The 25,781-nt window shown below is 50.0% G+C and carries 17 protein-coding genes and 1 pseudogene; 16 read left to right on the top strand and 2 right to left on the bottom strand.

Annotated elements, in window-relative coordinates; all coding sequences use genetic code 11:
* Nucleotide 1 precedes the first annotated feature (1 nt).
* From scpA to H8S63_RS14185, 10 genes are all read left to right on the top strand, one after another.
* Nucleotides 2-2,149: a methylmalonyl-CoA mutase gene (scpA, locus tag H8S63_RS14230; RefSeq protein ID WP_007751753.1), complete on the top strand. Its 2,148-nt coding sequence runs from the start codon at nucleotides 2-4 to the stop codon at nucleotides 2,147-2,149.
* 144 nt (nucleotides 2,150-2,293) lie between these two features.
* Nucleotides 2,294-2,845, top strand: a complete 552-nt coding sequence (locus H8S63_RS14225) for an RNA polymerase sigma-70 factor (RefSeq protein WP_143864989.1) — start codon at nucleotides 2,294-2,296, stop codon at nucleotides 2,843-2,845.
* Between the two features lie 61 nt (nucleotides 2,846-2,906).
* On the top strand, nucleotides 2,907-3,896 hold the full coding sequence (locus tag H8S63_RS14220) for a FecR family protein (RefSeq protein ID WP_186927175.1): 990 nt from the start codon (nucleotides 2,907-2,909) through the stop codon (nucleotides 3,894-3,896).
* 195 nt (nucleotides 3,897-4,091) lie between these two features.
* Nucleotides 4,092-7,454 (top strand): TonB-dependent receptor, encoded by a 3,363-nt coding sequence (locus tag H8S63_RS14215; RefSeq protein ID WP_186927174.1) that lies wholly within the window; start codon nucleotides 4,092-4,094, stop codon nucleotides 7,452-7,454.
* A 5-nt stretch (nucleotides 7,455-7,459) separates the two neighbouring features.
* Nucleotides 7,460-9,100 carry a SusD/RagB family nutrient-binding outer membrane lipoprotein gene (locus tag H8S63_RS14210; RefSeq protein WP_186927173.1) on the top strand — a complete coding sequence of 547 codons (1,641 nt, stop codon included), beginning with the start codon at nucleotides 7,460-7,462 and terminating at the stop codon, nucleotides 9,098-9,100.
* 25 nt (nucleotides 9,101-9,125) lie between these two features.
* The gene (locus tag H8S63_RS14205) at nucleotides 9,126-10,028 is read left to right on the top strand and encodes a glycoside hydrolase family 18 (RefSeq protein ID WP_186927172.1); all 903 of its coding nucleotides are present in this window, start codon (nucleotides 9,126-9,128) and stop codon (nucleotides 10,026-10,028) included.
* A 12-nt stretch (nucleotides 10,029-10,040) separates the two neighbouring features.
* The gene (locus tag H8S63_RS14200) at nucleotides 10,041-11,336 is read left to right on the top strand and encodes a DUF1735 and LamG domain-containing protein (RefSeq protein WP_004313565.1); all 1,296 of its coding nucleotides are present in this window, start codon (nucleotides 10,041-10,043) and stop codon (nucleotides 11,334-11,336) included.
* A 22-nt stretch (nucleotides 11,337-11,358) separates the two neighbouring features.
* Nucleotides 11,359-12,912 carry a glycosyl hydrolase family 18 protein gene (locus H8S63_RS14195; RefSeq protein WP_008015585.1) on the top strand — a complete coding sequence of 518 codons (1,554 nt, stop codon included), beginning with the start codon at nucleotides 11,359-11,361 and terminating at the stop codon, nucleotides 12,910-12,912.
* A 408-nt stretch (nucleotides 12,913-13,320) separates the two neighbouring features.
* Nucleotides 13,321-14,556: a site-specific integrase gene (locus tag H8S63_RS14190; RefSeq protein WP_008645569.1), complete on the top strand. Its 1,236-nt coding sequence runs from the start codon at nucleotides 13,321-13,323 to the stop codon at nucleotides 14,554-14,556.
* Between the two features lie 11 nt (nucleotides 14,557-14,567).
* A complete protein-coding gene (locus H8S63_RS14185) occupies nucleotides 14,568-14,930 on the top strand; it encodes a hypothetical protein (protein WP_008645570.1) in 363 nt (120 codons plus the stop codon).
* Between the two features lie 79 nt (nucleotides 14,931-15,009).
* On the opposite strand, the gene H8S63_RS14180 is transcribed toward H8S63_RS14185, so the two are convergent.
* On the bottom strand, nucleotides 15,010-15,315 hold the full coding sequence (locus tag H8S63_RS14180) for a helix-turn-helix domain-containing protein (protein WP_008645571.1): 306 nt from the start codon (nucleotides 15,313-15,315) through the stop codon (nucleotides 15,010-15,012).
* A 39-nt stretch (nucleotides 15,316-15,354) separates the two neighbouring features.
* Nucleotides 15,355-15,648: a helix-turn-helix domain-containing protein gene (locus H8S63_RS14175; protein WP_032535412.1), complete on the bottom strand. Its 294-nt coding sequence runs from the start codon at nucleotides 15,646-15,648 to the stop codon at nucleotides 15,355-15,357.
* 250 nt (nucleotides 15,649-15,898) lie between these two features.
* Between H8S63_RS14175 and H8S63_RS14170 the strand changes: the two genes are divergently transcribed.
* The 6 genes and pseudogenes from H8S63_RS14170 to H8S63_RS14145 form a co-directional block, all read left to right on the top strand.
* Entirely contained in the window at nucleotides 15,899-16,291 is a 393-nt protein-coding gene (locus H8S63_RS14170; RefSeq protein WP_008655856.1) for a helix-turn-helix domain-containing protein, read from the top strand.
* Between the two features lie 3 nt (nucleotides 16,292-16,294).
* A complete protein-coding gene (locus H8S63_RS14165) occupies nucleotides 16,295-16,645 on the top strand; it encodes a helix-turn-helix domain-containing protein (RefSeq protein WP_008655857.1) in 351 nt (116 codons plus the stop codon).
* 19 nt (nucleotides 16,646-16,664) lie between these two features.
* Entirely contained in the window at nucleotides 16,665-18,242 is a 1,578-nt protein-coding gene (locus tag H8S63_RS14160) for a DUF4099 domain-containing protein (protein WP_008645573.1), read from the top strand.
* A gap of 59 nt (nucleotides 18,243-18,301) precedes the next feature.
* Nucleotides 18,302-20,392: a type IA DNA topoisomerase gene (locus tag H8S63_RS14155; RefSeq protein WP_008645574.1), complete on the top strand. Its 2,091-nt coding sequence runs from the start codon at nucleotides 18,302-18,304 to the stop codon at nucleotides 20,390-20,392.
* 163 nt (nucleotides 20,393-20,555) lie between these two features.
* Nucleotides 20,556-21,008, top strand: a complete 453-nt coding sequence (locus tag H8S63_RS14150) for a DUF1896 domain-containing protein (protein WP_008645575.1) — start codon at nucleotides 20,556-20,558, stop codon at nucleotides 21,006-21,008.
* A pseudogene (locus tag H8S63_RS14145) lies at nucleotides 20,998-25,674 on the top strand (N-6 DNA methylase); the annotation flags it as partial. The gene H8S63_RS14150 and the pseudogene H8S63_RS14145, both read left to right, overlap by 11 nt.
* Nucleotides 25,675-25,781 lie beyond the last annotated feature (107 nt).

Raw genomic sequence — 25,781 nt, 5'->3', positions numbered from 1 at the left:
GATGAGAAAAGATTTTAAAAACATTGATATATATGCCGCATTTCAGCCTGCTAACGGTGCTGAATGGCAAAAGGCTAACGGTATCTCCGCTGATTGGAAAACGCCGGAACACATCGAAGTGAAGCCTGTTTATACAAAAGAAGACCTTGAAGGAATGGAACATCTCGGCTATGCTGCCGGACTTCCTCCGTACCTGCGTGGTCCGTACTCGGTAATGTACACTCTGCGTCCTTGGACGATCCGTCAATACGCCGGATTTTCCACTGCCGAAGAATCAAATGCTTTCTATCGCCGTAACCTGGCTTCCGGTCAGAAGGGGTTGTCGGTTGCATTCGACTTGGCTACGCATCGCGGCTACGACCCCGATCACGAACGTGTGGTAGGTGACGTAGGTAAAGCGGGTGTATCTATCTGTTCTTTGGAAAACATGAAGGTCCTGTTCGATGGTATTCCTTTGAACAAGATGTCCGTATCCATGACAATGAACGGGGCGGTGCTGCCGGTTATGGCATTCTACATCAATGCCGGTCTGGAGCAAGGTGCGAAATTGGAAGAAATGGCTGGTACTATCCAAAATGATATCCTGAAAGAATTCATGGTGCGTAATACCTATATTTATCCGCCTGCATTCTCAATGAAAATTATTTCCGACATCTTTGAGTATACTTCGCAGAAGATGCCTAAGTTCAACTCCATCTCCATTTCCGGTTACCATATGCAGGAAGCAGGTGCTACCGCAGATATTGAGTTGGCTTATACGCTTGCCGACGGTCTCGAATATCTTCGTGCCGGAACTGCCGCCGGTATTGATATCGATGCATTTGCTCCGCGTCTGTCTTTCTTCTGGGCGATTGGGACGAACCATTTCATGGAAATTGCCAAGATGCGTGCCGCGCGTATGTTGTGGGCGAAGATTGTGAAACAGTTTAACCCGAAGAATCCGAAATCATTGGCACTGCGTACCCACTCACAGACTTCCGGTTGGTCATTGACCGAACAGGATCCGTTCAATAACGTAGGACGTACTTGTATCGAAGCTATGGCTGCCGCTTTGGGACATACACAGTCTTTGCATACCAATGCGTTGGATGAGGCTATCGCACTTCCGACGGACTTCTCCGCACGTATTGCCCGTAACACTCAGATCTACATTCAGGAAGAAACATACATTTGCAAGAATGTTGACCCGTGGGGCGGTTCTTATTATGTAGAGACTCTGACGAATGAGTTGGCGCATAAGGCTTGGGAGCATATTCAGGAGATTGAAAAACTGGGTGGCATGGCAAAAGCTATCGAAACAGGTATTCCTAAGATGCGTATCGAAGAGGCCGCTGCACGTACACAAGCTCGTATCGACAGTGGTCAGCAGACGATTGTCGGTGTGAACAAGTATCGTCTGGACAAAGAAGCTCCGATTGATATTCTTGAAATTGATAATACGGCGGTTCGTCTTGAACAGATCGAAAACCTGAAACGTCTGAAAGAGGGACGTAACCAGGCTGAGGTAGATAAAGCGTTGGCGGCTATTACCGAATGTGTGAAGACCGGTAAGGGTAACTTGCTGGAACTGGCAGTGGAGGCAGCGCGCGTCCGTGCCACATTGGGCGAAATTTCATCTGCTTGCGAACAGGTCGTAGGACGTTATAAAGCAATAATTAGAACTATATCAGGCGTGTATTCATCAGAAAGTAAAAACGATAGCGACTTCAAGCGTGCTTGTGAACTGGCTGAGAAGTTTGCGAAGAAAGAGGGGCGTCAACCCCGTATCATGATTGCGAAGATGGGACAGGACGGTCACGACCGTGGTGCCAAAGTGGTAGCGACCGGTTATGCCGACTGCGGTTTTGACGTGGATATGGGACCGTTGTTCCAGACACCTGCGGAAGCTGCACGTGAAGCTGTTGAAAACGATGTTCATGTAGTCGGTGTTTCTTCGTTGGCTGCCGGACATAAGACATTGGTTCCGCAGATTATTGAGGAATTAAAGAAGCTGGGTCGCGAAGATATCGTAGTGATTGCCGGTGGCGTTATTCCTGCACAGGATTATGATTTCTTGTATAAAGCAGGGGTGGCTGCTATCTTCGGTCCGGGTACTCCGGTGGCGAAAGCTGCTTGCCAGATTTTGGAAATCCTGATGGACGAAGAATAAGACAGGACTTTCCTGTTTTTGATTTTATCCCGCCTTTTTAGTTCAAATGAACTGAAAGGCGGGATGTTTTTTTTACTGACATTCGTTTGTCTGAAATTAAAATTGGCTATATTTGTCCGGCTTTCATTATAAAAAGCAGAATAGATGAGTGAAAAAGTAGAAGACTTGGATGTTCGTTTTGAACGGTTTTACGCGGCTAACTACCCTCGTGTCAAGAACTTTGCGAAGTTGTTGACCAAATCGGAGGAGGATGCGGAAGACATCGCTCAGAATATATTTCTTAAGTTATGGACACGTCCTGAACTTTGGCAGGAGCAAGAAACCATGACGAGCTATCTTTATACCGTTACCCGAAATGAAATCTTCAACCTTTTCAAACATCAGAAGGTGGAACAGGAATATGAAGATAAGATAATGAAAGCGCAGTTGATAGGCGATTTGTGTGATGAAGATACTTCATTGCTCGAAAATCTCTATTATAAAGAAGTGCTCCTCCTCGTCAAGATGGCACTCGACCAATTGCCTCCCAAACGCAGGCAAATATTTGAGATGAGCCGGTTTGAAGGTTTGTCTCACAAAGAAATAGCGGAGAAACTGCAAATCCCTCTGCGCACAGTGGAAGACCACATCTACAAAACATTGACCGAACTTCGTAAAGTGTTAATGTTTGTTATTCTCTTCCGGTTCTTTCCGTAGTTTCTCTTTCTGAATGGTGGTAATTATGTAAACGTTTCTTAGAAACAATAAATATCACCTTATGAAGAATTATATTCGTGACGTTATAGACCGTTATATCAAGCATGACTATCCGGCGGAAGTCGACCGGGATTTTCGTGTATGGCTTATAGATGACGAACGTGCCGATGAAAAGGATTCCGAATTGAGTCAGCTTTGGAAAGCTACCGAATCCGCAACTACTCCCAATTATCAACATTCGTTGGAGAGGATGAGAGAACTCACCGGAATAAAGACGAGACAAAAAGTACATACCTTACATACGCGGCTGGTTATCTGGAAGATTGCAGCGGCTTTGCTGATTGCCGTATCCGCTAGCTCTATTTATCTGGCTTTACAGAACAGACAGGCACCGGACTTGTTGCAGGCTTATATACCTACCACCGAGATGCAGAATATTACTTTACCGGACGGCACGCAAGTGATGATCAATTCAGAAAGTACCTTGCTATATCCTCAACAGTTTACGGGAGACAGTCGTTGTGTCTATCTGGTGGGAGAAGCCAACTTCAAGGTGAGACGTGACGAAGCACATCCGTTTATCGTAAAGTCGGCAGATTTCCAAGTCACGGCATTGGGAACGGAATTTAATGTGTCGGCTTATCCCGAAGAGGAAGAGGTAACGGCAACGTTGATTTCGGGAAAAGTTCTGGTAGAGTACAACGGGTTGAAAGAGCAAGAGATACTGAAACCCAACGAACAGTTGGCTTATAATAAACACACCCGCTTGGGTAGTGTGACTTATCCGGATATGCAGGATGTCACAGCCTGGCAACGCGGTGAGATTGTTTTTCGCAGTATGACGATGGAAGAGATCTTCACCCGTCTCGAACGCAAATATCCTTATACATTCGTGTATAGCTTTCACAGCCTGAAAAGTGACCGTTTTAACCTGACTTTCGGGCAGAACGCTTCCATAGAAGAAGTGATGGATATTATTGCCCGTGTGACGGGTAATCTGGATTATAAGATAGTGGGCGACAAATGTTATCTGACGGTGCGTCATAAATAACGTTCCCGCTACCGGACTATTTGAATAACACCGATTATTAACCTTAAAATATACAAGAAGCCTATGCGGAAAAAATATCCGGGAGAAGCTGCAACCTTCCCCCGGATGTGAAATCGAAATTCTTACTATTAGCGTTACACAAACGCTACTAAATTCGAGAATCTAACTTTATCTGTATAAACTAATACTAAGAAGATGCAGCAAATTTATGAATTTATAGCCAATAAGCAGGCAATCAGTCGAGTATTTATGCTTTTTTTGTGCTGTCTGCTCCTTTCTGCTCCTACTTTTGCTCAAAGTAGCAATGTCCGGATTACGATCCATAAGAAAAACATATCGGTCATCGAGGCATTGAAAGAGGTGGAAAAACAAACGAAACTGTCCGTTGGTTACAATGAGTCGCAGTTGAAAAACAAACCCTCCATCAATTTGGCGTTAGAAAAAGCCACGCTGGAGAGTTCTCTCAAAGAAATCCTTAGAAATACGGGATATACCTATCAGTTAAAAGGAAAATATGTAATCATCGTTCCACAGGAAAAACAAGAAGCGGAAGCAGCTTCTGCCAAACGTATCACCGGCCGTGTGCTGGATGATAACGGAGAGCCGTTAATTGGTGTCAATGTACATGTAGAGGGAACGAGTGTCGGTTCTATTACGGATATTGACGGTAATTTTATACTCGAAGCTCCTGTTGGAAGTGTGTTGAGTATCAGTTATGTAGGTTACACTCCACAGACGGTAAAAGTAACCGGACAGAATACATATAGCGTGCAACTGGCTTCGGATACAAAACTGTTGAGTGAAGTTGTTGTAACAGCACTTGGCATCAAACGCGAGCAGAAAGCATTGAGCTACAACGTACAGCAAGTAAAGTCCGACGAACTGACCCAGATTAAGGATGCTAATTTTGTAAACAGCCTGAATGGTAAAGTTGCGGGTGTTACTATCAATACGAGCTCTTCCGGTGTCGGTGGGGCAAGTAGAGTGGTGATGCGTGGAACAAAGTCTATTGAACAGAGTAGTAACGCCTTGTATGTGATTGACGGTATTCCGATGTATAATTTCGGTGGCGGAGGAGATACGGAATTTGGTTCAAAGGGAGCTACCGAGGCCATTGCTGATATTAATCCGGAAGATATAGAAAGCATTTCCGTACTGACTGGAGCGGCAGCTGCCGCCCTTTATGGTAGTAATGCGGCAAACGGTGCGATTGTGATTACTACAAAAAAAGGACAGGTAGGTAAGCTGCAAGTAGGTGTATCAAGTGGCATCGAATGGTTGAATGCTTTTAAGATGCCCGAGTTCCAGGACCGTTATGGTACAGGTAGTAATGGTAAAACAGGAAATTCCAATATTTATAGCTGGGGACCGAAGTTAAACTCGGCTGCTCAAACAGGATATGAGCCGGATGATTTTTTTGATACGGGTGCGGTATATACAAATTCCGTTACGTTGTCTACCGGAACGGATAAAAATCAGACTTTCTTTTCTGCGGCTGCCGTCAATTCGGCAGGGATGGTTCCCAACAATAGGTATAACAGATATAATTTCACTTTCCGCAATACGACCAGTTTCTTGAATGACAAGATGAAACTGGATGTAAGTGCAAGCTATATTCTTCAGAACGACCGTAATATGACCAATCAGGGGCAGTACTCCAATCCGTTGGTTTCTGCTTATCTTTTCCCTCGTGGGGATGATTTCTCTATAGTGAAGAATTTCGAGCGTTGGGATGAAGCCCGGAAAATTAGCGTACAGTTTTGGCCGCAGGGCGAAGGTGACCTTCGTATGCAGAATCCTTATTGGATTGCTTACCGTAATCTCCGTCTCAACAATAAGAAACGCTATATGGCTTCAGCAGGTTTGAGTTACCAGATTCTTGACTGGCTGAATGTGGCAGGGCGTGTTCGCATCGACAATACTCATAGCGAATATGAAGGCAAGCTTTATGCAAGCAGTAGCAACACGCTGACTGACGGTAGTTCACAAGGCCATTATACAGTAAATAACGGACAATATTCGCAGACTTATGCCGATGTGTTGGTGAATATTAATAAACGTATTCAGGATTTTACGATTGTAGCCAATATCGGTGCCAGTTATAGTGGAGTGACTAGTAAGGAATTGGGCTATGCGGGGCCTATACGAGAAACTGGTATTCCTAATCTGTTCAATGTTTACGACCTTGACAACGCAAAAAAACGTGCTACGCAGGTGGGTTGGCGCGAAGCGACCGAATCTATTTTTGCCAGTGCCGAAGTAGGGTGGAAAAGTATGCTTTATCTCACCGTTACAGGACGTAACGACTGGGCTTCGCAGCTGACACATTCTCCGCAGGCTTCATTCTTCTATCCTTCCGTAGGGCTTTCGGCTGTCATCACTGAAATGTTGAAACTGCCTGATTGGGTGGATTATCTTAAAGTACGTGGATCGTTCAGTTCCGTAGGTAATCCTTATCCTCGTTTTCTTACCTATCCTACTTACTCGTATGATGCCAATAAGCAGGACTGGAAATCGCAGACGAATTATCCCATTGGTAAACTATACCCTGAGCGTACTGACTCATGGGAAGTAGGTCTGGATGCAACCCTGTTTAAAGATTTCAAATTGAGCGGATCTTTCTATTACGCCAATACTTATAATCAGACATTTGATCCTCGGCTTCCTGTTTCGTCAGGATATGACAAATTGTATGTACAGACCGGATATGTACGCAACTATGGTTTCGAGGCTATGTTGTCTTATGGGCATCGTTGGGGAGATTTCGGCTGGGACAGCAGCTTTACTTTCTCGGCCAACAAGAATGAAATCGTCGAACTAGTGAAGGATTATGTTCACCCGGAAACGGGCAAAACTTACAACGTCGATAAACTGGAACTCAAAACCGATGAAGGTCGCGGATTCGGAAAGGCGAAATTTATCCTGAAGGAAGGTGGTACGCTGGGCGATCTTTATACCCATGCCGATTTAAAGCGTGATATTAACGGTAATGTCCTGATTGACGATAGCGGCAATGTGACAGCCATCGACAATGCCGGTGACATAAAGTTGGGAAGCGTACTTCCTAAGGCAAATTTAGCCTGGAATAATAGCTTCTCTTATAAAGGTATCAATGCCGGTTTCTTGTTGACAGCCCGTTTGGGCGGAATCGTTTATTCGGCAACACAGGCTTATCTTGATCTCTACGGAGTATCTGAAACATCTGCTGCCGCGCGTGATGCCGGAGGAGTATGGATAAACGGCCGTAGCCGCGTGAATCCGCAAAGCTTCTATGAAGTGGTAGCATCGCAGAGCGGATTGCCTACCTACTATACTTATAGTGCTACCAACCTGCGTCTGCAGGAGGCACATATCGGTTACACCGTTCCGCGCCGCTGGCTGGGCAATGTTTGTGATATCAATGTATCCCTTGTGGGCAGAAATCTCTGGATGATCTACTGTAAAGCTCCTTTCGATCCTGAAGCAGTAGCTACTACGAACAACTATTATCAGGGAATCGACTACTTCATGATGCCGAGTACCCGGAATATAGGATTTAACATAAAGATTAACTTCTAAATACTATGATGGACATGAAACGAATATATAACATTCTTCTGATAATGATCCTTTCATTATTTCTGCTTCCGTTGGGCGGTTGTTTCGACAGCGACATCAACCGGAGTATGTACGAAGCGGACGGAGATGAAATGCAGCGTGAGAATCATATTGTAGGTGCTACGCTCAAAGGAATGCAGGGATTGGTGATTCCTACACGTGAACACCTTTACCAGTTTATGGATGCCATGGCAGGAGGAGCATACGGTGGTTATCTGGAAGGAATTGTAGACACTTGGGTGATGAAATTCTCTACTTTCAATCCCGAACAGGGATGGCTCAAATCCCCGTTTGCCGATCCGATTAAAGATATGTACCCGCAGTACCGCGATATGATGAACAAGACGGATGACCCTGTGGCTTTAGCTTTTGGTAAAATTCTCCGGGTGTGTATCATGCATCGTGTGACGGACATTTATGGTCCGATTCCTTATTCGAAGATGATGGATAATGATAATTCGGGTGAAGACCTGGCTGTCGCTTACGATTCGCAGGAGCAGGTATATACACAGATGCTGAAAGAACTGGAAGAAGCGGATAAAGTGTTGGAGGAAAACAAAGACCTGTCGTCCGAGGCTTTCCGCAAACTGGAAGACTTGTATTACGGAAATATTTCCAAATGGCGTAAGTTTGTACATTCCATGCAACTTCGCATTGCCATGCGTATGAGCTATGTCAATCCTACCGAGGCGCAACGTATTGCGCAGAAGGCTGTGGAAGCGGGAGTGATTGAATCGAATGAGGACAACGCCATGCTTCATGTGGCGGAGAACCGTTCGGAGTTACTGTTTAATAACTGGAATGACTACCGTATTAGTGCCGATTTAGTTTCTATTATGAAAGGTTATGAAGATCCGCGTTTGGATAAGATGTTTGTCAAAGGTGTGCAGACAGTCGATCAGGATGGCGAGAAAGTCGATGTATACGATTATTACGGTGTACGTATCGGCATATTTACCCAGAAGAAAGACGACATGATTAATCTTTACTCAAAGCAGGTGATTTCCAGCACCGACCCTTATCTCTGGATGAATGCGGCGGAGGTGACTTTCCTTCGTGCCGAGGGCGCGTTGCGTGGTTGGAATATGGGAGGCGATGCGCAGGCATTGTATGAAAAGGCTATTGCCCTTTCATTCGAAGAGCGTGGCGGAGCCACCGGAGCGGACCAATATGTGAAGGATGCGACGAAAAAGCCTATAGACTATGTGAACCCGATGGACGGGGCTGATATTAAGTATAGCCATCCGGCGGTAAGTACCATTACGATTGCCTGGGAACCTGGAGCGGAGTATTTCGAACGGAACCTGGAGCGTATCATTACTCAAAAATGGATTGCAATATTTCCGCTGGGGCTGGAAGCATGGGCGGAACATCGTCGTACGGGCTACCCGAAGTTGTTGCCTACCGTGGAGAATAAAGACCCCAACAATAGTGTGAATGTAACAATCGGTCCCCGTCGTCTGCCTTTCCCTGCCGATGAATATACAGGGAATCCGAAATACATCGATCAAGCTGTAGAAATGCTGAATGGTCCCGATGCCGCAGGAACTAAACTTTGGTGGGATAAGAAAGACCATTCCATTGAGAATAGTCAATCCTCAAACTAGAACAAACCTTTAAATCAATGAGATTATGAAATATAAATCAATCTTTAAGTTATGCTTGCTGACTATTTTTCTGTCGGTTGCCGCTGTCGGTTGTGACGACTGGACGGAAATGGAAATACACGATAGTCAGGTGAATGGGTTTAAGGAACAGAATCCGCAAGAATATGCGGCATATACGCAGAATCTTCGCGCATATAAAGCAACGAAACATGCTGTCGTTTATGCCCGGTTGGATAATGCTCCGGAAGTATCTACCGGTGAGAAGGACTTTCTCCGTGCGTTGCCGGACAGTATCGATATAGTGACGATGCGTAATGCCGACCGTCTGTCCGAATATGACCGGGAAGATATGAAGTTGGTGCGTGAGGATTATGGGACGAAAGTGCTTTACTATATAGATTGCACGGCTAAAGATAAACTGAATACCTCTATTACTTCTGCTGTTGAGGCAGTGCGTACAGGGACATTTGACGGGCTTGCCCTCGGTTCGGAAGGCTCTGCGGTAGACGTCTCGGCGTTAAAGTCGCTGCTGGATGCTTTGGGACAGACCCCGTGTCTGTTAGTTTTTGAGGGTACTCCTTCCTTGTTGCCGGAAGCGCAGCGCAGCCTTTTCAACTATTTCGTACTCGATATTTCCGGTGCATCCGATGAATATGATATAGAAACCTCTGTATTCTATGCCACCGGATATGGCAAGGCCGCTCCGGATCGCCTGCTGTTGGCTGTCACTCCTGACGGTACATTGACCGACTATAACGGAGTGACGCGCAATGCCATCGCCGGAGCTGCTTACGGTGCTCTCAATATGGAAACACCATTGGGAGGTATTGCTATTTACAATATCTCTGCCGATTACTACGATACTGATATTATTTATAAACAGACCCGTGGAGGTATTCAATTCCTGAATCCTGCTTCGGCTCACTAAACGATGTAAGCTATGAGAATACATAAACTTTATCAGTGCTTTGCAGCCGCAGTTTTGTTATTTCTGCCGGTTGCCTGTGATAATACGGATTACAGCGAAAAGTCACCGTTTGACAATTCGGCGTATCTGAATATAGCTGCTAGTAAGAATACAGAAACTTTCACTTTTAATCGGAAGGTGACAAGCCAGACGAAACTTTTTACAGTGAAGTTGTCTTATCCTTCGGGGGATGATGTGAAGGTCAGCTTGAAGGTAGACGCTTCGTTGACTAGTGAATATAATGCAAAGAACGACACGCATTATGAAGTGCTGCCTGAAACATATTATCAGCTATTGAAAACAGAAGTGGTAATTCCTGCCGGAAAGACCACTTCTGAAGAAGTAGGCATTAAATTCTCCAAACTCGATGAGTTGGAGATTGACGTTACTTACCTCTGCCCGCTTTCCATTGGAGGAGCTGAAGGAGTAGGTATTATGGATGGTTCACGCACGATGTATTATTTGGTACGTCGTTCCAGTGCTATAACAACAGCTATGAATTTGAAAAATGTCTATGTCACTGTTCCGGGATTTGATAAAGGAAGTCCGACAGCGGATGTGGTGAATAATTTGACGGCAGTGACAATGGAGGCTATTATACGAGTCAACAATTTCCAGCAAGAAATATCCTCTATCATGGGCATAGAACAATATTTCTTGATGCGTATCGGTGATGCAAACTTTCCGAATCAACAGTTGCAGACGCAAACAACATTCGGCAAATTTCCAGAAATCAGTAACCAGAAATTACTATTGGCAGGTGAGTGGTATCATGTGGCATTGACATGGGACATAGCTACTGCTACTATTGCTTTCTATGTAAACGGACAATTACAAAGCATAAGTACCAGTCATGGCAAAAGTGACTTGACTAGCATCAGTTTGGGAGATAAGTTACCTGATGATGAATTTGGGAATGGGGGTGATTTTAACTTCTATTTTGGGCGTTCTTATGGAGAGTCGCACGATATAAGCCGCCAGTTTGATGGTGAAATATGTGAAGCTCGCATTTGGAATGTAGCTCGTACTCAAGAACAGATTTGGGAGAATATGTATGATATTCCCGACCCTACTGAAGAACCAGCTTTGTGTGCCTATTGGAAGTTTGATGAGGGAACAGGGATGGAAGTCAAAGACCGTACTGGACATGGGAACAATGCGAAAGTAGTCCCTTATTGGAAAGCAAGCGACCATGTTGAAGTTTATAGTAAAACGGATGCTGAACTATGGCCAAGTGGCATTGAGGTGCCGAAAATAAATCAGGAATAGGAGATTACAGATAACTATTAAAATGTATATGATTATGAAACGAATAATACGAAATATCTCTTTGTGCGTGTTATTGGCACTGGTGATGGGAGCTTGCGAAGAAGATGCGGCGTTGGTGGCTCCGAACGTAGCACATGACAAGTCTACAGTATCACCGGAGGAAGTTGGGGAAGCTGCTTTCCTGCAAAGTGCTTCAGAATCGGGAAATAAATTTATTTTTCTTGATTTTGTAGAACAGGGAAGTGATGAACTATATGTAGAATTGGTGGAGCCGGCAGAGCGGGATATGACATTCACAATTGGTATAAATACTTCATTAGTTCTCCAGGATATACCATCGATTACAGAGCAATTTTATAAAGTGGGTGCAAATTTTGTGGAAGATTGGGAGAATAAATTTACGATAACTAATGGAGGAAAGGTGACGGTAGCGGCAGGTGAACGAAAATCGACACGGATAAGTTTTACTGTGTCAAATATGGAGCTTATTGGTTCTTATTATTTATTGCCATTGTTGGCGACGGATGAAGATGGTAATCAGTACAAGCTTTTCTATTATATCTGCCAAGTGGAAATGGAACGTCAGGACAGGTCGAATAAACCGTATACAGTGGTGGCGTATATTGATACTGAAATGATGAATCCTTTGATTGCTGACCAATATACTTCTAAATTGCAGTATATGAAATCCCGTCGGGATAGAAAAACTATTTACGAAAACGTCCCGGTATTTGATATAGTGAATTTACGAAAAGCTTTGTTGAAATACGACGAGTCTTCCCGTAGAGCAATTTTGAAATTTACACCTGATATAGAACATGTGTTGAAAAACTATGCTCAATATATTCAACCATTGAAGCGGAGTGGTATAAAAGTCTGCCTTTCCATCGAAGGTGGAGGAACAGGCATAGGTTTTGCCAATTTAACAGATGTGCAAATTGCTGATTTTGTAGCACAAGTCCAAGTGGCTGTGAAAATGTATCAACTGGATGGCGTCCATTTGCGTGATGAAGGTGCCGGATATGACAAGACTGGAGCACCGGAGTTAGATGAAACTTCTTATCCAAAATTAGTTAAGGCACTGCGTGAAGCGATGCCGGACATCATGTTGACTCTTGCAGATGATGGAGGAACTACGGCAATGATGGACAAAGAACAGGGTGGCATTGTAGTAGGCGATTACATTGATTTGGCGTGGAATGTTGTGTGGGATACTGCGGTTAACCCTTGGGCAAGCGGGTCGGAACGCAAACCTATAGCGGGGATAACGAAAGAACGATATGGGGGCATTTCTTTTTATATAAAGCCGATAATGACAAATGAAGAAGGTTTATTCTTTGAGAATCTGCAGGATGAATCCCGTGCAATCGCCCTGAATGAGGGACTTGGAAAAGTAGCTGTTGCAGAGAATATTCCTTATAGAGACTATATACAGGAAGTTGCAAATGTTATGAGAATTATGGGGCTTTTAAGCTGTTTTCATGATACTAACAATGGAGAATATCCTCGATATAACGTAGAGGTAACGGAGGCGTTGGCAGCGTCATATTATTTTGCTTTCCGAAAAGATTGGTAAATTGAAAAGTGCTCTCTATTGATGTAATAGCTGTTTGTAAGAACCCGAGATTGTGGGAGATGGTTCGTATAGTTTCCATACAAAGTTACTACAAAAAAGAGAAATGCGGAAAGATATAGTGATAGAATTGAGTTACAAGGGTTTCAGTCGTGCTTCCGATTATTCGTGAAGCCATCGCAATCACCGCTGAAGCCAAATCAGGACGCCGCTACGTTACTTGTCCGTAACCATGCACGGAATGGCGACAAACGGACACGGATAACGAAACAAGGCGTTAAGGATTAGTGAGTTACTGACAACTCACGCAACAAATCCGGTTACGGAAAAAGATTGCGCCGTTCCTCCCCGTTTTGCGTACCGGCGACGGACTCTTCACCAACTAATTTTGAACCTAAAAAAATAAGGACGATGAAGAGTACATTTTCAGTAATCTACTACCTCAAACGTCAGGTAGTGAAAAAGGACGGGACAGTACCCGTCATGGGACGCATTACGGTGGACGGCAGCCAAACGCAGTTCAGCTGCAAACTGACCGTCGATCCCAAGCTGTGGGACACCAAAGGGGGACGTGTCACGGGCAGAAGCTCGGCGGCACTCGAAACGAACCGCATGCTCGACAAGATGCGTGTGCGCATCAACAAACACTATCAGGAAATCATGGAGCGTGACAACTTCGTCACGGCGGAGAAGGTCAAGAACGCCTTTCTCGGACTGGAACATCGCTATCACACGCTGATGCAGGTGTTCCGGCAGCACAACGAAGACTACGAGAAACAGGTGGATGCTGGCATGAAAGCCAAAGGCACGCTCCTGAAGTACAGGACCGTTTACAAGCACCTGCAAGAGTTCCTCACCATCCGCTACCGCGTGAAGGACATCGCGCTGAAAGAGCTTACGCCCGCCTTCATCTCCGACTTCGAGATGTTCCTGCGCACGGACAAGCACTGCTGCACCAACACCGTGTGGCTGTATGTCTGCCCCTTGCGGACGATGGTGTTCATCGCCATCAACAACGAGTGGCTCACACGCGACCCATTCCGGGAGTATGAAATCAAGAAGGAGGAAACGACACGCAGTTTCCTGACGAAAGAGGAAATCCGGCTGCTGATGGAGGGCAGGCTGAAAAACGCCAAGCAGGAGCTTTACCGCGACCTCTACCTGTTCTGCGCCTTCACGGGCCTGTCGTTCGCCGACATGCGCAACCTGACGGAAGAGAACATCCATACCTACTTCGACGAACACGAGTGGATAAACATCAACCGCCAGAAGACGGGCGTGGTGTCCAATATCCGCCTGCTCGACATCGCAAAGCGCATCATCGACAAATACCGGGGTCTGTGCGGGAACGGCAGGATTTTCCCCGTTCCCCACTACAACACGTGCCTTGCCGGAATCCGTTCCGTCGCCAAGCGTTGCGGCATCACCAAGCACATCACGTGGCATCAGAGCCGACACACGGCAGCCACGACGGTGTTCCTCTCCAACGGCGTACCCATCGAAACGGTCAGTTCCATGCTGGGACACAAGAGCATAAAAACGACGCAGATATACGCGAAAATCACCAAAGAAAAGCTCAACCAAGACATGGAGAACCTTGCCGCAAGGTTGAACGGCATCGAGGAATTTGCAGGTTGCACCATCTAAAAAGAAAAGCCATGAAACGTGACATAATCATCATAGAGGACAAGGCGGTCAGCGTAACCGGTAACGAGATATGGATGACCTCCACAGAAATCGCCGGACTGTTCCACACGGGCGTCCCGGCAGTGAACGCCGCCATCAGAGCCGTCCGCAAGCCGGACGTGCTGAACGACTACGAGGTGTGTCGCTACATGCGGCTTGAAAACGGGCTTTCAGCCGACGTGTATTCGCTGGAAATCATCATCCCCATCGCCTTCCGGCTGAACACCTACCATGCACACGTGTTCCGCACGTGGCTGGTGGGCAAGGCACTCTCGAAGGAAAAGCGGCAGGCATACGTGATGTTCATACAGAACGGAAAAGCCGGGTATTGCTAAACACGCATAAAAAGAAAAAAGAAAAAGGAAACGGACAGCCCGTATGGAGTTGCCCGTTTCCTTTTTTCATGCAGCCGCCTTATTCCATCGGCTTGCGGTAGTTCGCCTCCAATAGTTCACGCAACCCCGATTCGGGGTAAAGCACCTTCCCTCCCAAAAGTATAAAGGGCAGCACCCTGTTGTTGCGGTACTCCTGCAAGGTGCGGCGGCTGACACGGAGCAGTTCCGCCACCTCCCTGTCCGTCAGGTAACGCTCCCCGTCCAACGGCGGGCGGTAACTTTCCAGAAAGGCGGAGAGCCATTTCGAGCCTTTGCGCATGTTCTGCACGACGGTGGCAAGCGGCTCGTCCTCCATCGTAAACACTTCATTGTTCTCGTTCATCATAACTTCGGATTCAGTGGGTTGTGAATAATAAAAATCAAATCATTTTCCGCCGGGATAGAGCGTGCCGACAAGCGGAATGAGCCTTTTGACCTCCTCCGGCTTGTAATAGAACCTGCGGTTTATCTGCGAGTAGCCGATAAGCCGCCTGTCACGCAAAGTCTGCAACGTGCGCGGGCTGATCCTCAACTGCCCGCAGACCTCCTCGCCCGTGAGCCACCTTTCCATCCGCCCGCCGTCGCTCCTGCGCCTCAGGGCGGCTACCTTCTCCGCGAGGGCGTTGAAGGACGCCACCATCATCTCGAAGGTCTTTTTCTCGATAGATACTATTTCCATAAGCAAAACATTTCAGAGTTTGCCGCAAAGGTAACGAAGCCGCCTTGAACACGTACCGTTTCCCGCTAAAAGGCAGCTTGTTGCGCCGTCTGTCCGGGTTACGGAGCCATTATCCGTAAAAATCTTACGTGAGCCACGTAGTGAGCTGTTAAAGCCCATTTGGTTTATTGCCGAATTTTGTCGCAGAAACATAGCGCAAGCCGAGCGCAGAACGTCAAGCCCGCTTGAACGGTATGCCGAGGCGCAGCCTATGTTCATGCAAATAAACCAAAAGAAAGAACTGAATATGAAAGTGATAACGATGGAAAGTTCCGCCTTCACCGCATTGACGGAACAGATAGCCGAGATAGCGGCACACGTGCGTGCCGTTTCCGGCGGTAGGAAGGAAGAAGCTCCCGACAGGTTGCTCACCACCCGCGAGGCGGCGCACCTGCTGAACGTGAGTTGCCGCACCCTCCAGCGCATGCGCAGCGAACAGCGCATCGCCTATGTCGTGCTGCGCGGCAAGTGCCGCTACCGGCAGTCGGAAATCGACCGCCTGCTCGAAGACAGCACCGTTACGGGCGAAGCCGCGACACCGGAACAGTTGAAACGCAACCACACGCTGCGCACGGGCGGCAGACCCAAAGGAAGGAGGACGTAAGACATGGAACTGCTTACCCGCAACAATTTCGAGAACTGGATGCAGAAGGTGATGGAACGGCTCGACCGTCAGGACGAGATGCTGCTCTCCATGCAGCCGTCCGGCAAAGCCCCGAACCCGATGGACGGGATCAGGCTTTTCGACAACCAAGACCTGTGCATACTGCTCCAGATCAGCAAGCGCACCCTGCAACGCTACCGCAGCATCGGCGCGCTGCCCTACAAGACGCTCGGCAAAAAGACCTATTACAGCGAGGCGGACGTGCTGACGTTCCTCTCCGAACATGTAAAGGATTTCCGCAAGGAAGACATAGCCTTCTACAAGGCTCGTATCCATAATTTCTTTCAAAAATAACCATTAAAACATTTTTCAGATGGCAAAGAAAAAAGACGAAAAGGACGTGCTGGTTGTCCGTGACGAGAAGACGGGCGAAATCAGCGTGGTAGCCGGGCTGAACGCCGACGGCTCCCCCAAGCGTATCCCCGCGAAAGCGGAGAACGCGCAGAGTTTCCTGCAATTCGACCGGCACGGCGACGTGCTGGACAACTTCTTCAGGAACTTCTTCCGGCAGTGCAGGGAACCCAGCCGCTTCGGTTTCTACCGTGTCGCGGCGGACCAAGCCGACAAACTGCTGGAGGTTATCAAGGACTTGCTGAAAGATCCCGACGGCAACAAGGAGATGCTTGCGCCCCACAAGGTGGACACCTCCGGCTACGAAAAGAAAGTACAGGAGGAGCAGTCCGCCGAAAAACAGGAACAACCGGAACAGAAACAAGATGACGAACCTAAAAAACAGGAAGAAATGGAACAGAAAAACGAACAGAATCAGGAAAGTCCTCAGCAGACGCAGGGCAACCGGGGCTACCAGCCCATCGACGAGAGCAAGATCAACTGGCAGAAGTTGGAGGAGAAATGGGGCGTGAAGCGCGACGACCTTGAAAAGTCGGGCGACCTTAACAGGATGCTCAACTACGGCAAGTCCGACTTGGTGAGGGTGTCGCCCAATTTCGGCGGAGAGGCTTTCGAACTGGACGCCCGCCTCTCCTTCAAGAAGGACGGCGAGGGCAACGTCAGCCTTGTGCCGCACTTCATCCGCAAGGAGCAGAAGCTCGACGACTACAAGGAACACAAGTTCTCCGACGATGACCGGAAGAACCTGCGCGAAACGGGCAACCTCGGCAGGGTCGTGGACCTCGTGGACAGGGAAACGGGCGAGATCATCCCCTCGTTCGTCAGCATCGACCGCAAGACGAACGAAATCACGGATGTCTCGGCCAGCAAGGTGCGCATACCGGAACGCATCGGCAAGACGGAAATCACCAAGCAGGAGCAGGACATGCTGCGTGCCGGTCTGCCCGTGCGTGACAAACTCATCGAACGCAAGGACGGCAGGAAGTTCGTCACCACCCTGCAAGTGAACGTGGAGCAGCGCGGCGTGGAGTTCGTGCCGGGAACCGGCAGGTCGCCCCGTGCCGTCCAGACACAGGAAAATAAGGAGAAACAGGCGCAAGGTACGGAAAACACAGCCAACACGAACAAGGAGCAACGCCGCAACACGTGGACGAACGCCGACGGCAGCATCCGCCCCATCAGCAAATGGAGCGGCGTGGACTTCACCGAGCAGCAGAAAGCCGACTACGTGGCGGGCAAAGCCGTGAAACTGGAGAACGTGACCGACAAGCAGGGCTTCCACGCCACGATGTACATCAAGTTCAACCCGGAGAAGGGACGCCCGTACCGCTACGACACCAACCCCGACAACGCGCAGAAGGTCGCGCCTTCCAACGAGAGCCGCACGCAGGTGGCGGTGAACAGCGAGGGCAAGACCAACGAGGCTACCAAGAACCTGAAGGAGCCGTTGCGGAAGGGACAGACCGCCCCGAAGGACACCGCGCAGCAACAGCAGCAGGAGAAGCCGCAAAAAAGAAACAATAAGGGCATGAAGATGTAATCCGGTGTCCGCCACTAAATCCGAAGTAACATTTGTAAAATTCAAAACGACAGAAGAATATGAAGACAATCATTGCAGAAAAGCCGTCTGTGGCACGTGAGATCGCCCGTATCGTGGGCGCGACAAAGAGAGAGGAAGGATATTTCGAGGGAGGCGGCTACGCCGTGACTTGGGCGTTCGGACATCTCGTACAGCTTGCCATGCCCGACGGCTACGGCATACGCGGCTTCGTCCGTGACAACCTGCCCGTCATCCCCGACACCTTCACGCTCGTCCCCCGTCAGGTAAAGACGGAGAAGGGCTACAAGCCCGACAGCGGCGTGGTGACGCAGATCAAGACCGTCACCCGGCTATTCAAGGAAAGTGAACAGATCATCGTGGCGACCGATGCCGGACGCGAGGGTGAGCTTATTTTCCGCTACCTCTACCATTACACCGGATGCGCCACCCCGTTCGTCCGCCTCTGGATAAGCTCGCTTACCGACAAGGCTATCCGCGAGGGACTGCGCAACCTTGAAGCGGGCGGCAAATACGACGACCTCTATCTTGCCGCCAAAGCGCGGAGCGAATCGGACTGGCTCGTGGGCATCAACGGCACGCAGGCACTCTCCATCGCCGCCGGACACGGCACTTACTCCGTCGGGCGGGTGCAGACACCTACATTGGCGATGGTGTGCGCACGCTACTGGGAGAACCGCCGCTTCACGCCCGAAGCCTTCTGGCAGCTCCATATCGCAACGGACGGCTGCGACGAAGGAACTGTGAAGTTTTCCTCTTCCGAAAAATGGAAAGAGAAAGAGCCCGCGACGGAACTGTATAATAAGGTGAAGTCGGCAGGCACAGCCACCGTCACGAAAGCCGAACGCAAGGAGAAGACGGAGGAAACACCGCTCCTGTACGACCTGACCACGCTCCAGAAGGAAGCCAACACCAAGCACGGCTTCACGGCGGAACAGACGCTTGAAATCGCGCAGAAGCTCTACGAGAAGAAGCTCATCACCTATCCGAGAACCGGAAGCCGCTACATCCCCGAAGACGTGTTCGCCGAAATCCCCAAGCTGCTCGCCTTCATCGGGGCTTTGCCCGAATGGAAAGGCAAGGTGCAGCCGAAAGCCGTCCCGACACGCAGAAGCGTGGACGGTAGCAAGGTGACGGACCACCACGCCCTGCTCGTCACGGGAGAGAAACCGCTGTTCCTCTCCAAAGAAGACAACACCGTCTATCAGATGGTTGCCGGGCGCATGATCGAGGCGTTCTCCGAGAAATGCGTCAAGGACACCGCTACCGTCACGGCGGAGTGTGCCGGAGTGGAGTTCACGGTGAAAGGCAGCGTCATCAGGCAAGCCGGATGGCGTGCCGTATATGGTGAGGAGGACAAGGAAGAAACCGCCATCCCCGGCTGGCGGGAAGGCGACACGCTGACGTTGAAAGGCTGTTCCATCACGGAGGGAAAGACCAAACCCAAGCCGTTGCATACCGAAGCAACCTTGCTCTCGGCTATGGAAACGGCGGGCAAGGACATAGAGGACGACGCACTCCGTCAGGCTTTGAAGGACTGCGGCATCGGCACGCCCGCCACCCGTGCCGCCATCATCGAAACGCTCTTCAAGCGCGGCTACATGGAACGCTGCAAGAAATCGCTTGTGCCGACAGAAAAAGGGCTTGCCCTTTACTCTGTCGTGAAGACGATGCGCATCGCCGACGTCGCCATGACGGGCGAATGGGAGAAGAATCTGGCACGCATCGAGCGCGGGGAGCTGCCCGCCGACACCTTCTGCAAGGAGATAGAGGCGTACACAAAGGAGATTACCTCCGAACTGCTCTCGTGCGACAAGCTGTTCGCCCGCAGGGATTCCGGCTGCAAGTGTCCCAAGTGCGGAACGGGCAGTATGCAGTTCTACGGCAAGGTCGTCCGCTGCGACAACGCGGACTGCGGGCTACCCGTGTTCCGCCTGAAGGCGAACCGCACCCTTTCCGATGACGAGATCAAAGAGCTGCTCACCGATGGGCATACGAAGCCGCTCAAAGGCTTCAAGAGCAAGCAGGGCAAGAGCTTCGACGCCATAGTCGCCTTTGACGGGGACTATAACACGACTTTCGTGTTCCCCGAAAGGAAAACGAGCAGGAAATTTTCAGGACGGAAGAAATAGTATTAACTTTGCCACTTGTTCAGAGTAATGAATTGTTCTTCGATACCGGATTACACTCATACTTTGGATTTAGTGGTGGCACTCGGAGGGATACCGAGTGCCTTTTCATTCTCCTTTTCAGACGATTATCCCCATCATTATCAACCCACTAAATTCCAAAGTAATGAACAACAAGAAGAAAAACGAAGGTCAGACCGACTTTTCCTATTACGGTCTGTACCTGCTGGACTATCTCCGCACGAACAGGTTTGAACAGGCTTCCGACGATGCCTTCATCCGGGAACGTGCCGACCGTGCCGCCGAAACGTATGAGCGTGCGCGGCTCGAAGGCTATCCGTCCGAGGGGGCGCAGGAGTTGGCGATGGACACGCTCCTGCGTGGTCTTCGCTATTCCAAGTACGCCATCCTCCGCGAAGTCGTGGAAAACGAGTTTGCCGACGAAGTGCCGGAAAAGAAACGCGAAGCCTTCATCCGAAAGCTGCTGCCGCCTGTCGGCAACGTATTCTCCGCCTATGATCTTTCGGACGACAACTTCGCCCTGTCGCCCGAATACGACCTGCTCTACACGGAGCTGACGGGAGCCGTCGTCCTTTATATCGGGGAATATGGCGTTTAACCGCAAACAACGGCTGCGGGACAACATCGAGGCGATACGGACGGCATTCATCCTTGACAGGGAACGGAGGACGGCAACCGCCGAGGAACAAGCCATACTTCGGAAGTATTGCGGTTTCGGCGGGTTGAAGTGCATACTGAACCCGGCAAAGGAACTGACGGATGCCGTGCATTGGGCGAAATCGGACCTCGAACTGTTTGCCCCTACGGTGGAACTGCACAGGCTGGTGCGTGAAAACAGCAAGGACGATACGGAGTACAAGCGGTACGCGGATGCCATGAAGCAGTCCGTGCTGACCGCATTCTACACACCGCCGGAGATAACCGGCACGATTGCGGAGGCTCTGCATGAACACGGCATACGTCCCGACCGTGTGTTGGAGCCGTCGGCGGGCGTGGGCGCATTCGTGGATGCCGTGCTGGAAAACAAGCCGGACGCGGACATCATGGCTTTCGAGAAAGACCTGATGACGGGCAAGATATTGGGACACCTGCATCCCGACCAAAAGGTAAGGGTGCAGGGATTCGAGAAGATAGAGAAGCCCTTCACGGATTATTTCGACCTTGCCATCTCGAACATCCCGTTCGGCGACGTGGCTGTGTTCGACCCGGAGTTTACAGGAAGCCAAGACCCGGCAAGGCGTTCCGCACCGAAGGCAATACACAACTACTTCTTCCTGAAAAGCCTTGACGCTGTGCGTGAGGGCGGCATCGTGGCGTTCATCACCTCGCAGGGGGTGCTGGACGCACCGTCCAACGCACCCATACGCGAGTATATGATGCGTAATGCCAATCTGGTGGGTGTCGCACGCCTGCCGAACAATCTCTTCACGGACAACGCGGGTACGGAGGTGGGCAGCGACCTGATTATCCTGCAAAAGAACAGCGGAAAGAACGGGGAACTGTACTACAACGAGAAACTTTTCATGCAGACCGAACAGACGCCCATCGGCACTTCGGTGAACGGGTATGTATGGAGCATCAGCTCTCTTTCCAATACGGATTTAATCAGAGGCACAGACCCTTACGGGAAACCTGCCTATCAACTCCTGCACCGGGGCGGCATCGGGCAAATGGCGGAGGACTTGCGGGAACATCTGAAAATCGAGTTGCATCAGTTTGACAAAGAACTGTATGAAATGTACAGCCTGCATCCGGCACAGGGGAAAAGCACGGTTACGGAAACCATTTCCATACCAGTTGTCACTCCTGAGATACAGCCACGTAATGAAATGGCAGCCAAGCCCGAAGCGGTAACACCGCAGCCGGAGGAAGAAAAGCCGGAGATAGAGCCGCACCGTCCCGATTATTCGGAGGGCGTGCAGCTCTCCCTGCTCGACCTCTGGGGCATGACCGAGGAGGTACGCAAGCAGGAAGCACCCTCCAAGAAGAAAAAGACGGCGAAAAAGGAAAGCCCGGCAAGACGTATGCCTCCCAAACCGCAGGCGCAGGTTACGCCGAAGGTTACGACCGCACCGCCACAGCCGTCTGCCGCACCACCGACGGAGAACAGGGACAGCCAAGAAACAAAGCCGGTGAGTGTCGCAGCCAAAGCCGATCCGGATGATATTTACGCCACTTTGGATTGGGATACCAACCCGCCCATCAACGGCTTCTATGAAATGATGATGGACCTCACGCCGGAGCGACGCAAGGAGCTTCGCAGGCTGGCGGCACAGCATCAGGAGAAACGGCAGCATGTCCCGGACGTGAAAGCCGCACCGGAGCAGGAAACACGGCAACCCGAAACGCAGCCGGAAGTTGCCGCCACTCCTGCCGCTCACGCAACGGAAACGGCTGCAACCTCCCTTTTCCCCGAAATGGAAGCGGAAAAACCGGAGGAGGAACCTCTCGACCTTTCTCCCCGTCCGTTCAACGGCATGCTGGAGCCGCACTATCGTGACGGCTCTATGGTACTGGATGCTTCACGCAATCTCGGTTATTTGAAAGACCTCACGCCTTACGGCGCGACATTCCAACCGCTTGACCTGACTGGCTACCAGAAGGAGAAAGCGATGTTGTATGTGTCACTCCGTGATTCATACGAGCGGCTTTACCGCTACGAGGCGGAGTATCACGATGAAGGGTCTGCACAACGCATAGCGTTGAACACCTGCTACGATGAGTTTGTCATGCGCTACGGCAACCTCAATGCCAAGCAGAACGTGAAACTGTTGATGATGGATGCCGCCGGGCGCGACATCCTTTCGTTGGAACGTGCGGAAGACGGCAGGTTCGTCAAGGCGGACATCTTCGAGCGTCCCGTTTCCTTCTCGGTGGAGAGCCATGCCAACGTAAGCTCTCCCGAAGAGGCACTCTCCGCATCGCTCAACAAGTTCGGCACGGTCAATCTCGACTATATGCGGGAGATAACCGACAGCACGGAAGAGGGATTGCTTGACGCCCTCAAAGGACGCATCTTCTACAACCCGCTCGTAACCGGTTACGAGATAAAGGACAGGTTCATCGCCGGGAACGTGATAGAGAAGGCGGAGCGCATCAAGGCATGGATGGGTGACAACCCAGAAAACGGGCGTATGCCGGAAGTGAAGCAGGCGTTGTTGGCTCTGAAAGAAGCCGAGCCGCCGCGCATCGCCTTCGAGGACCTCGACTTCAATTTCGGGGAACGCTGGATTCCGACGGGCGTGTACGCCGCCTACATGAGCCATCTTTTCGACACGGACGTGAAAATCGCCTACTCCGCAAGCATGGACGAGTATTCGGTGGCGTGCGGCTACCGCACCATGAAAATCACGGACGAGTTTTTAGTGAAGGGCTATTACCGGAACTATGACGGTATGCACCTGTTGAAACACGCCCTGCACAACACCTGCCCCGACATGATGAAGTCCATCGGCAAGGATGAGCATGGCAATGACATCAAGGTGCGCGACAGCGAGGGCATACAGCTCGCCAACGCCAAGATTGACGAAATCCGTAACGGGTTCTCGGAATGGCTGGAAGAGCAGTCGCCGCAGTTCAAGGAACGGCTGACGACAATGTACAACCGCAAGTTCAACTGTTTCGTGCGACCGAAGTATGACGGTTCGCACCAGACGTTTCCCGACCTCAATCTGAAAGGATTGGCAAGCCGGGGTATTCAAAGCGTTTATCCGTCGCAGAAGGATTGCGTCTGGATGATAAAACAGAACGGAGGCGGGATCTGTGACCACGAAGTTGGAACAGGTAAAACACTGATAATGTGTATTGCAGCGCATGAAATGAAGCGTCTGAACTTGGCGCACAAGCCGATGATTATCGGCTTGAAGGCGAACGTGGCGGAGATAGTAGCCACTTATCAGGCGGCATATCCTAATGCGAGGATTCTCTACGCTTCGGAAAAGGATTTCTCGACTGCCAACCGCGTGCGTTTTTTCAACAACATCAAGAACAACGACTACGATTGCGTCATCATGTCGCACGACCAGTTCGGCAAGATACCACAGTCGCCGGAGTTGCAACAGCGCATCCTGCAAGCGGAGCTTGACACGGTGGAGGAAAACCTTGAAGTGCTGCGGCAGCAGGGCAAGAACGTGTCGCGGGCGATGCTGAAAGGATTGGAGAAACGCAAGCACAACCTTGTGGCGAAGTTGGAGAAAGTGGAACACGCCATCAAATCCCGCACGGATGACGTAGTGGACTTCAAGCAGATGGGCATCGACCACATCTTCATTGACGAGAGCCACCAATTCAAGAACTTGACTTTCAACACCCGGCATGACCGTGTGGCGGGGTTGGGAAACTCGGAAGGAAGCCAGAAAGCCCTGAATATGCTTTTTGCCATACGAACTATACAGGAGCGCACGGACAAGGACTTGGGGGCTACGTTCCTGTCCGGCACAACCATTTCCAACAGTCTGACGGAATTGTACCTGCTCTTCAAGTATCTGCGTCCGAAGGAATTGGAAAGGCAGGATATCCGATGCTTCGACGCATGGGCGGCAATTTTCGCCAAAAAGACAACCGACTTCGAGTTCAACGTGACGAACAATGTGGTTCAGAAGGAGCGTTTCCGATATTTCATCAAAGTGCCGGAGCTTGCCGCCTTCTACAACGAGATTACCGATTACCGCACGGCGGAGGACGTGGGTGTGGATCGTCCGCGTAAGAACGAGATACTGCATCACATACCTCCCACGCCCGACCAAGAGTATTTCATCAAACAGCTGATGCAGTTCGCCAAGACGGGTGACGCCACGCTGCTGGGCAGACCGCCCCTGTCGGAAACGGAGGAGAAGGCGAAGATGCTTATCGCCACCGATTACGCGCGGAAGATGGCTCTCGACATGCGCATGATAGACCCGCATTATGAGGACCACCCCGACAACAAGGCTTCCCACTGCGCCAAGACGATTGCGGAGTATTACCACAAATACGACGCGCAGAAAGGCACGCAGTTCGTGTTCTCGGATCTGGGAACATACCAGCCGGGCGACGGATGGAACGTGTACAGCGAGATAAAGCGGAAGCTGACGGAGGACTACGGCATCCCGGCAAGCGAGGTGCGCTTCATTCAGGAGTGCAAGACCGACAAGGCACGCAAGGGGGTGATAGACGCCATGAACGCCGGAACGGTGCGCGTGCTGTTCGGTTCCACTTCCATGCTCGGAACGGGTGTGAACGCGCAGAAACGGTGTGTCGCAATCCATCATTTGGATACGCCGTGGGTGCGACATGAAGTCGCATAGATAATTGTTAGAATGATACTTACGAGTATCAGCTTTAACCCGCTGTTCCGTCAGCGGTAGCCTACCGACCGATGCACCTTAATGCT

The sequence above is a fragment of the Bacteroides sp. NSJ-39 genome, assembly GCF_014287315.1.
Classification (GTDB): domain Bacteria; phylum Bacteroidota; class Bacteroidia; order Bacteroidales; family Bacteroidaceae; genus Bacteroides; species Bacteroides finegoldii.
The sequence above is the reverse complement of the archived record's forward strand: the minus strand, read 5'-3'. Positions and strand labels throughout refer to the sequence as shown.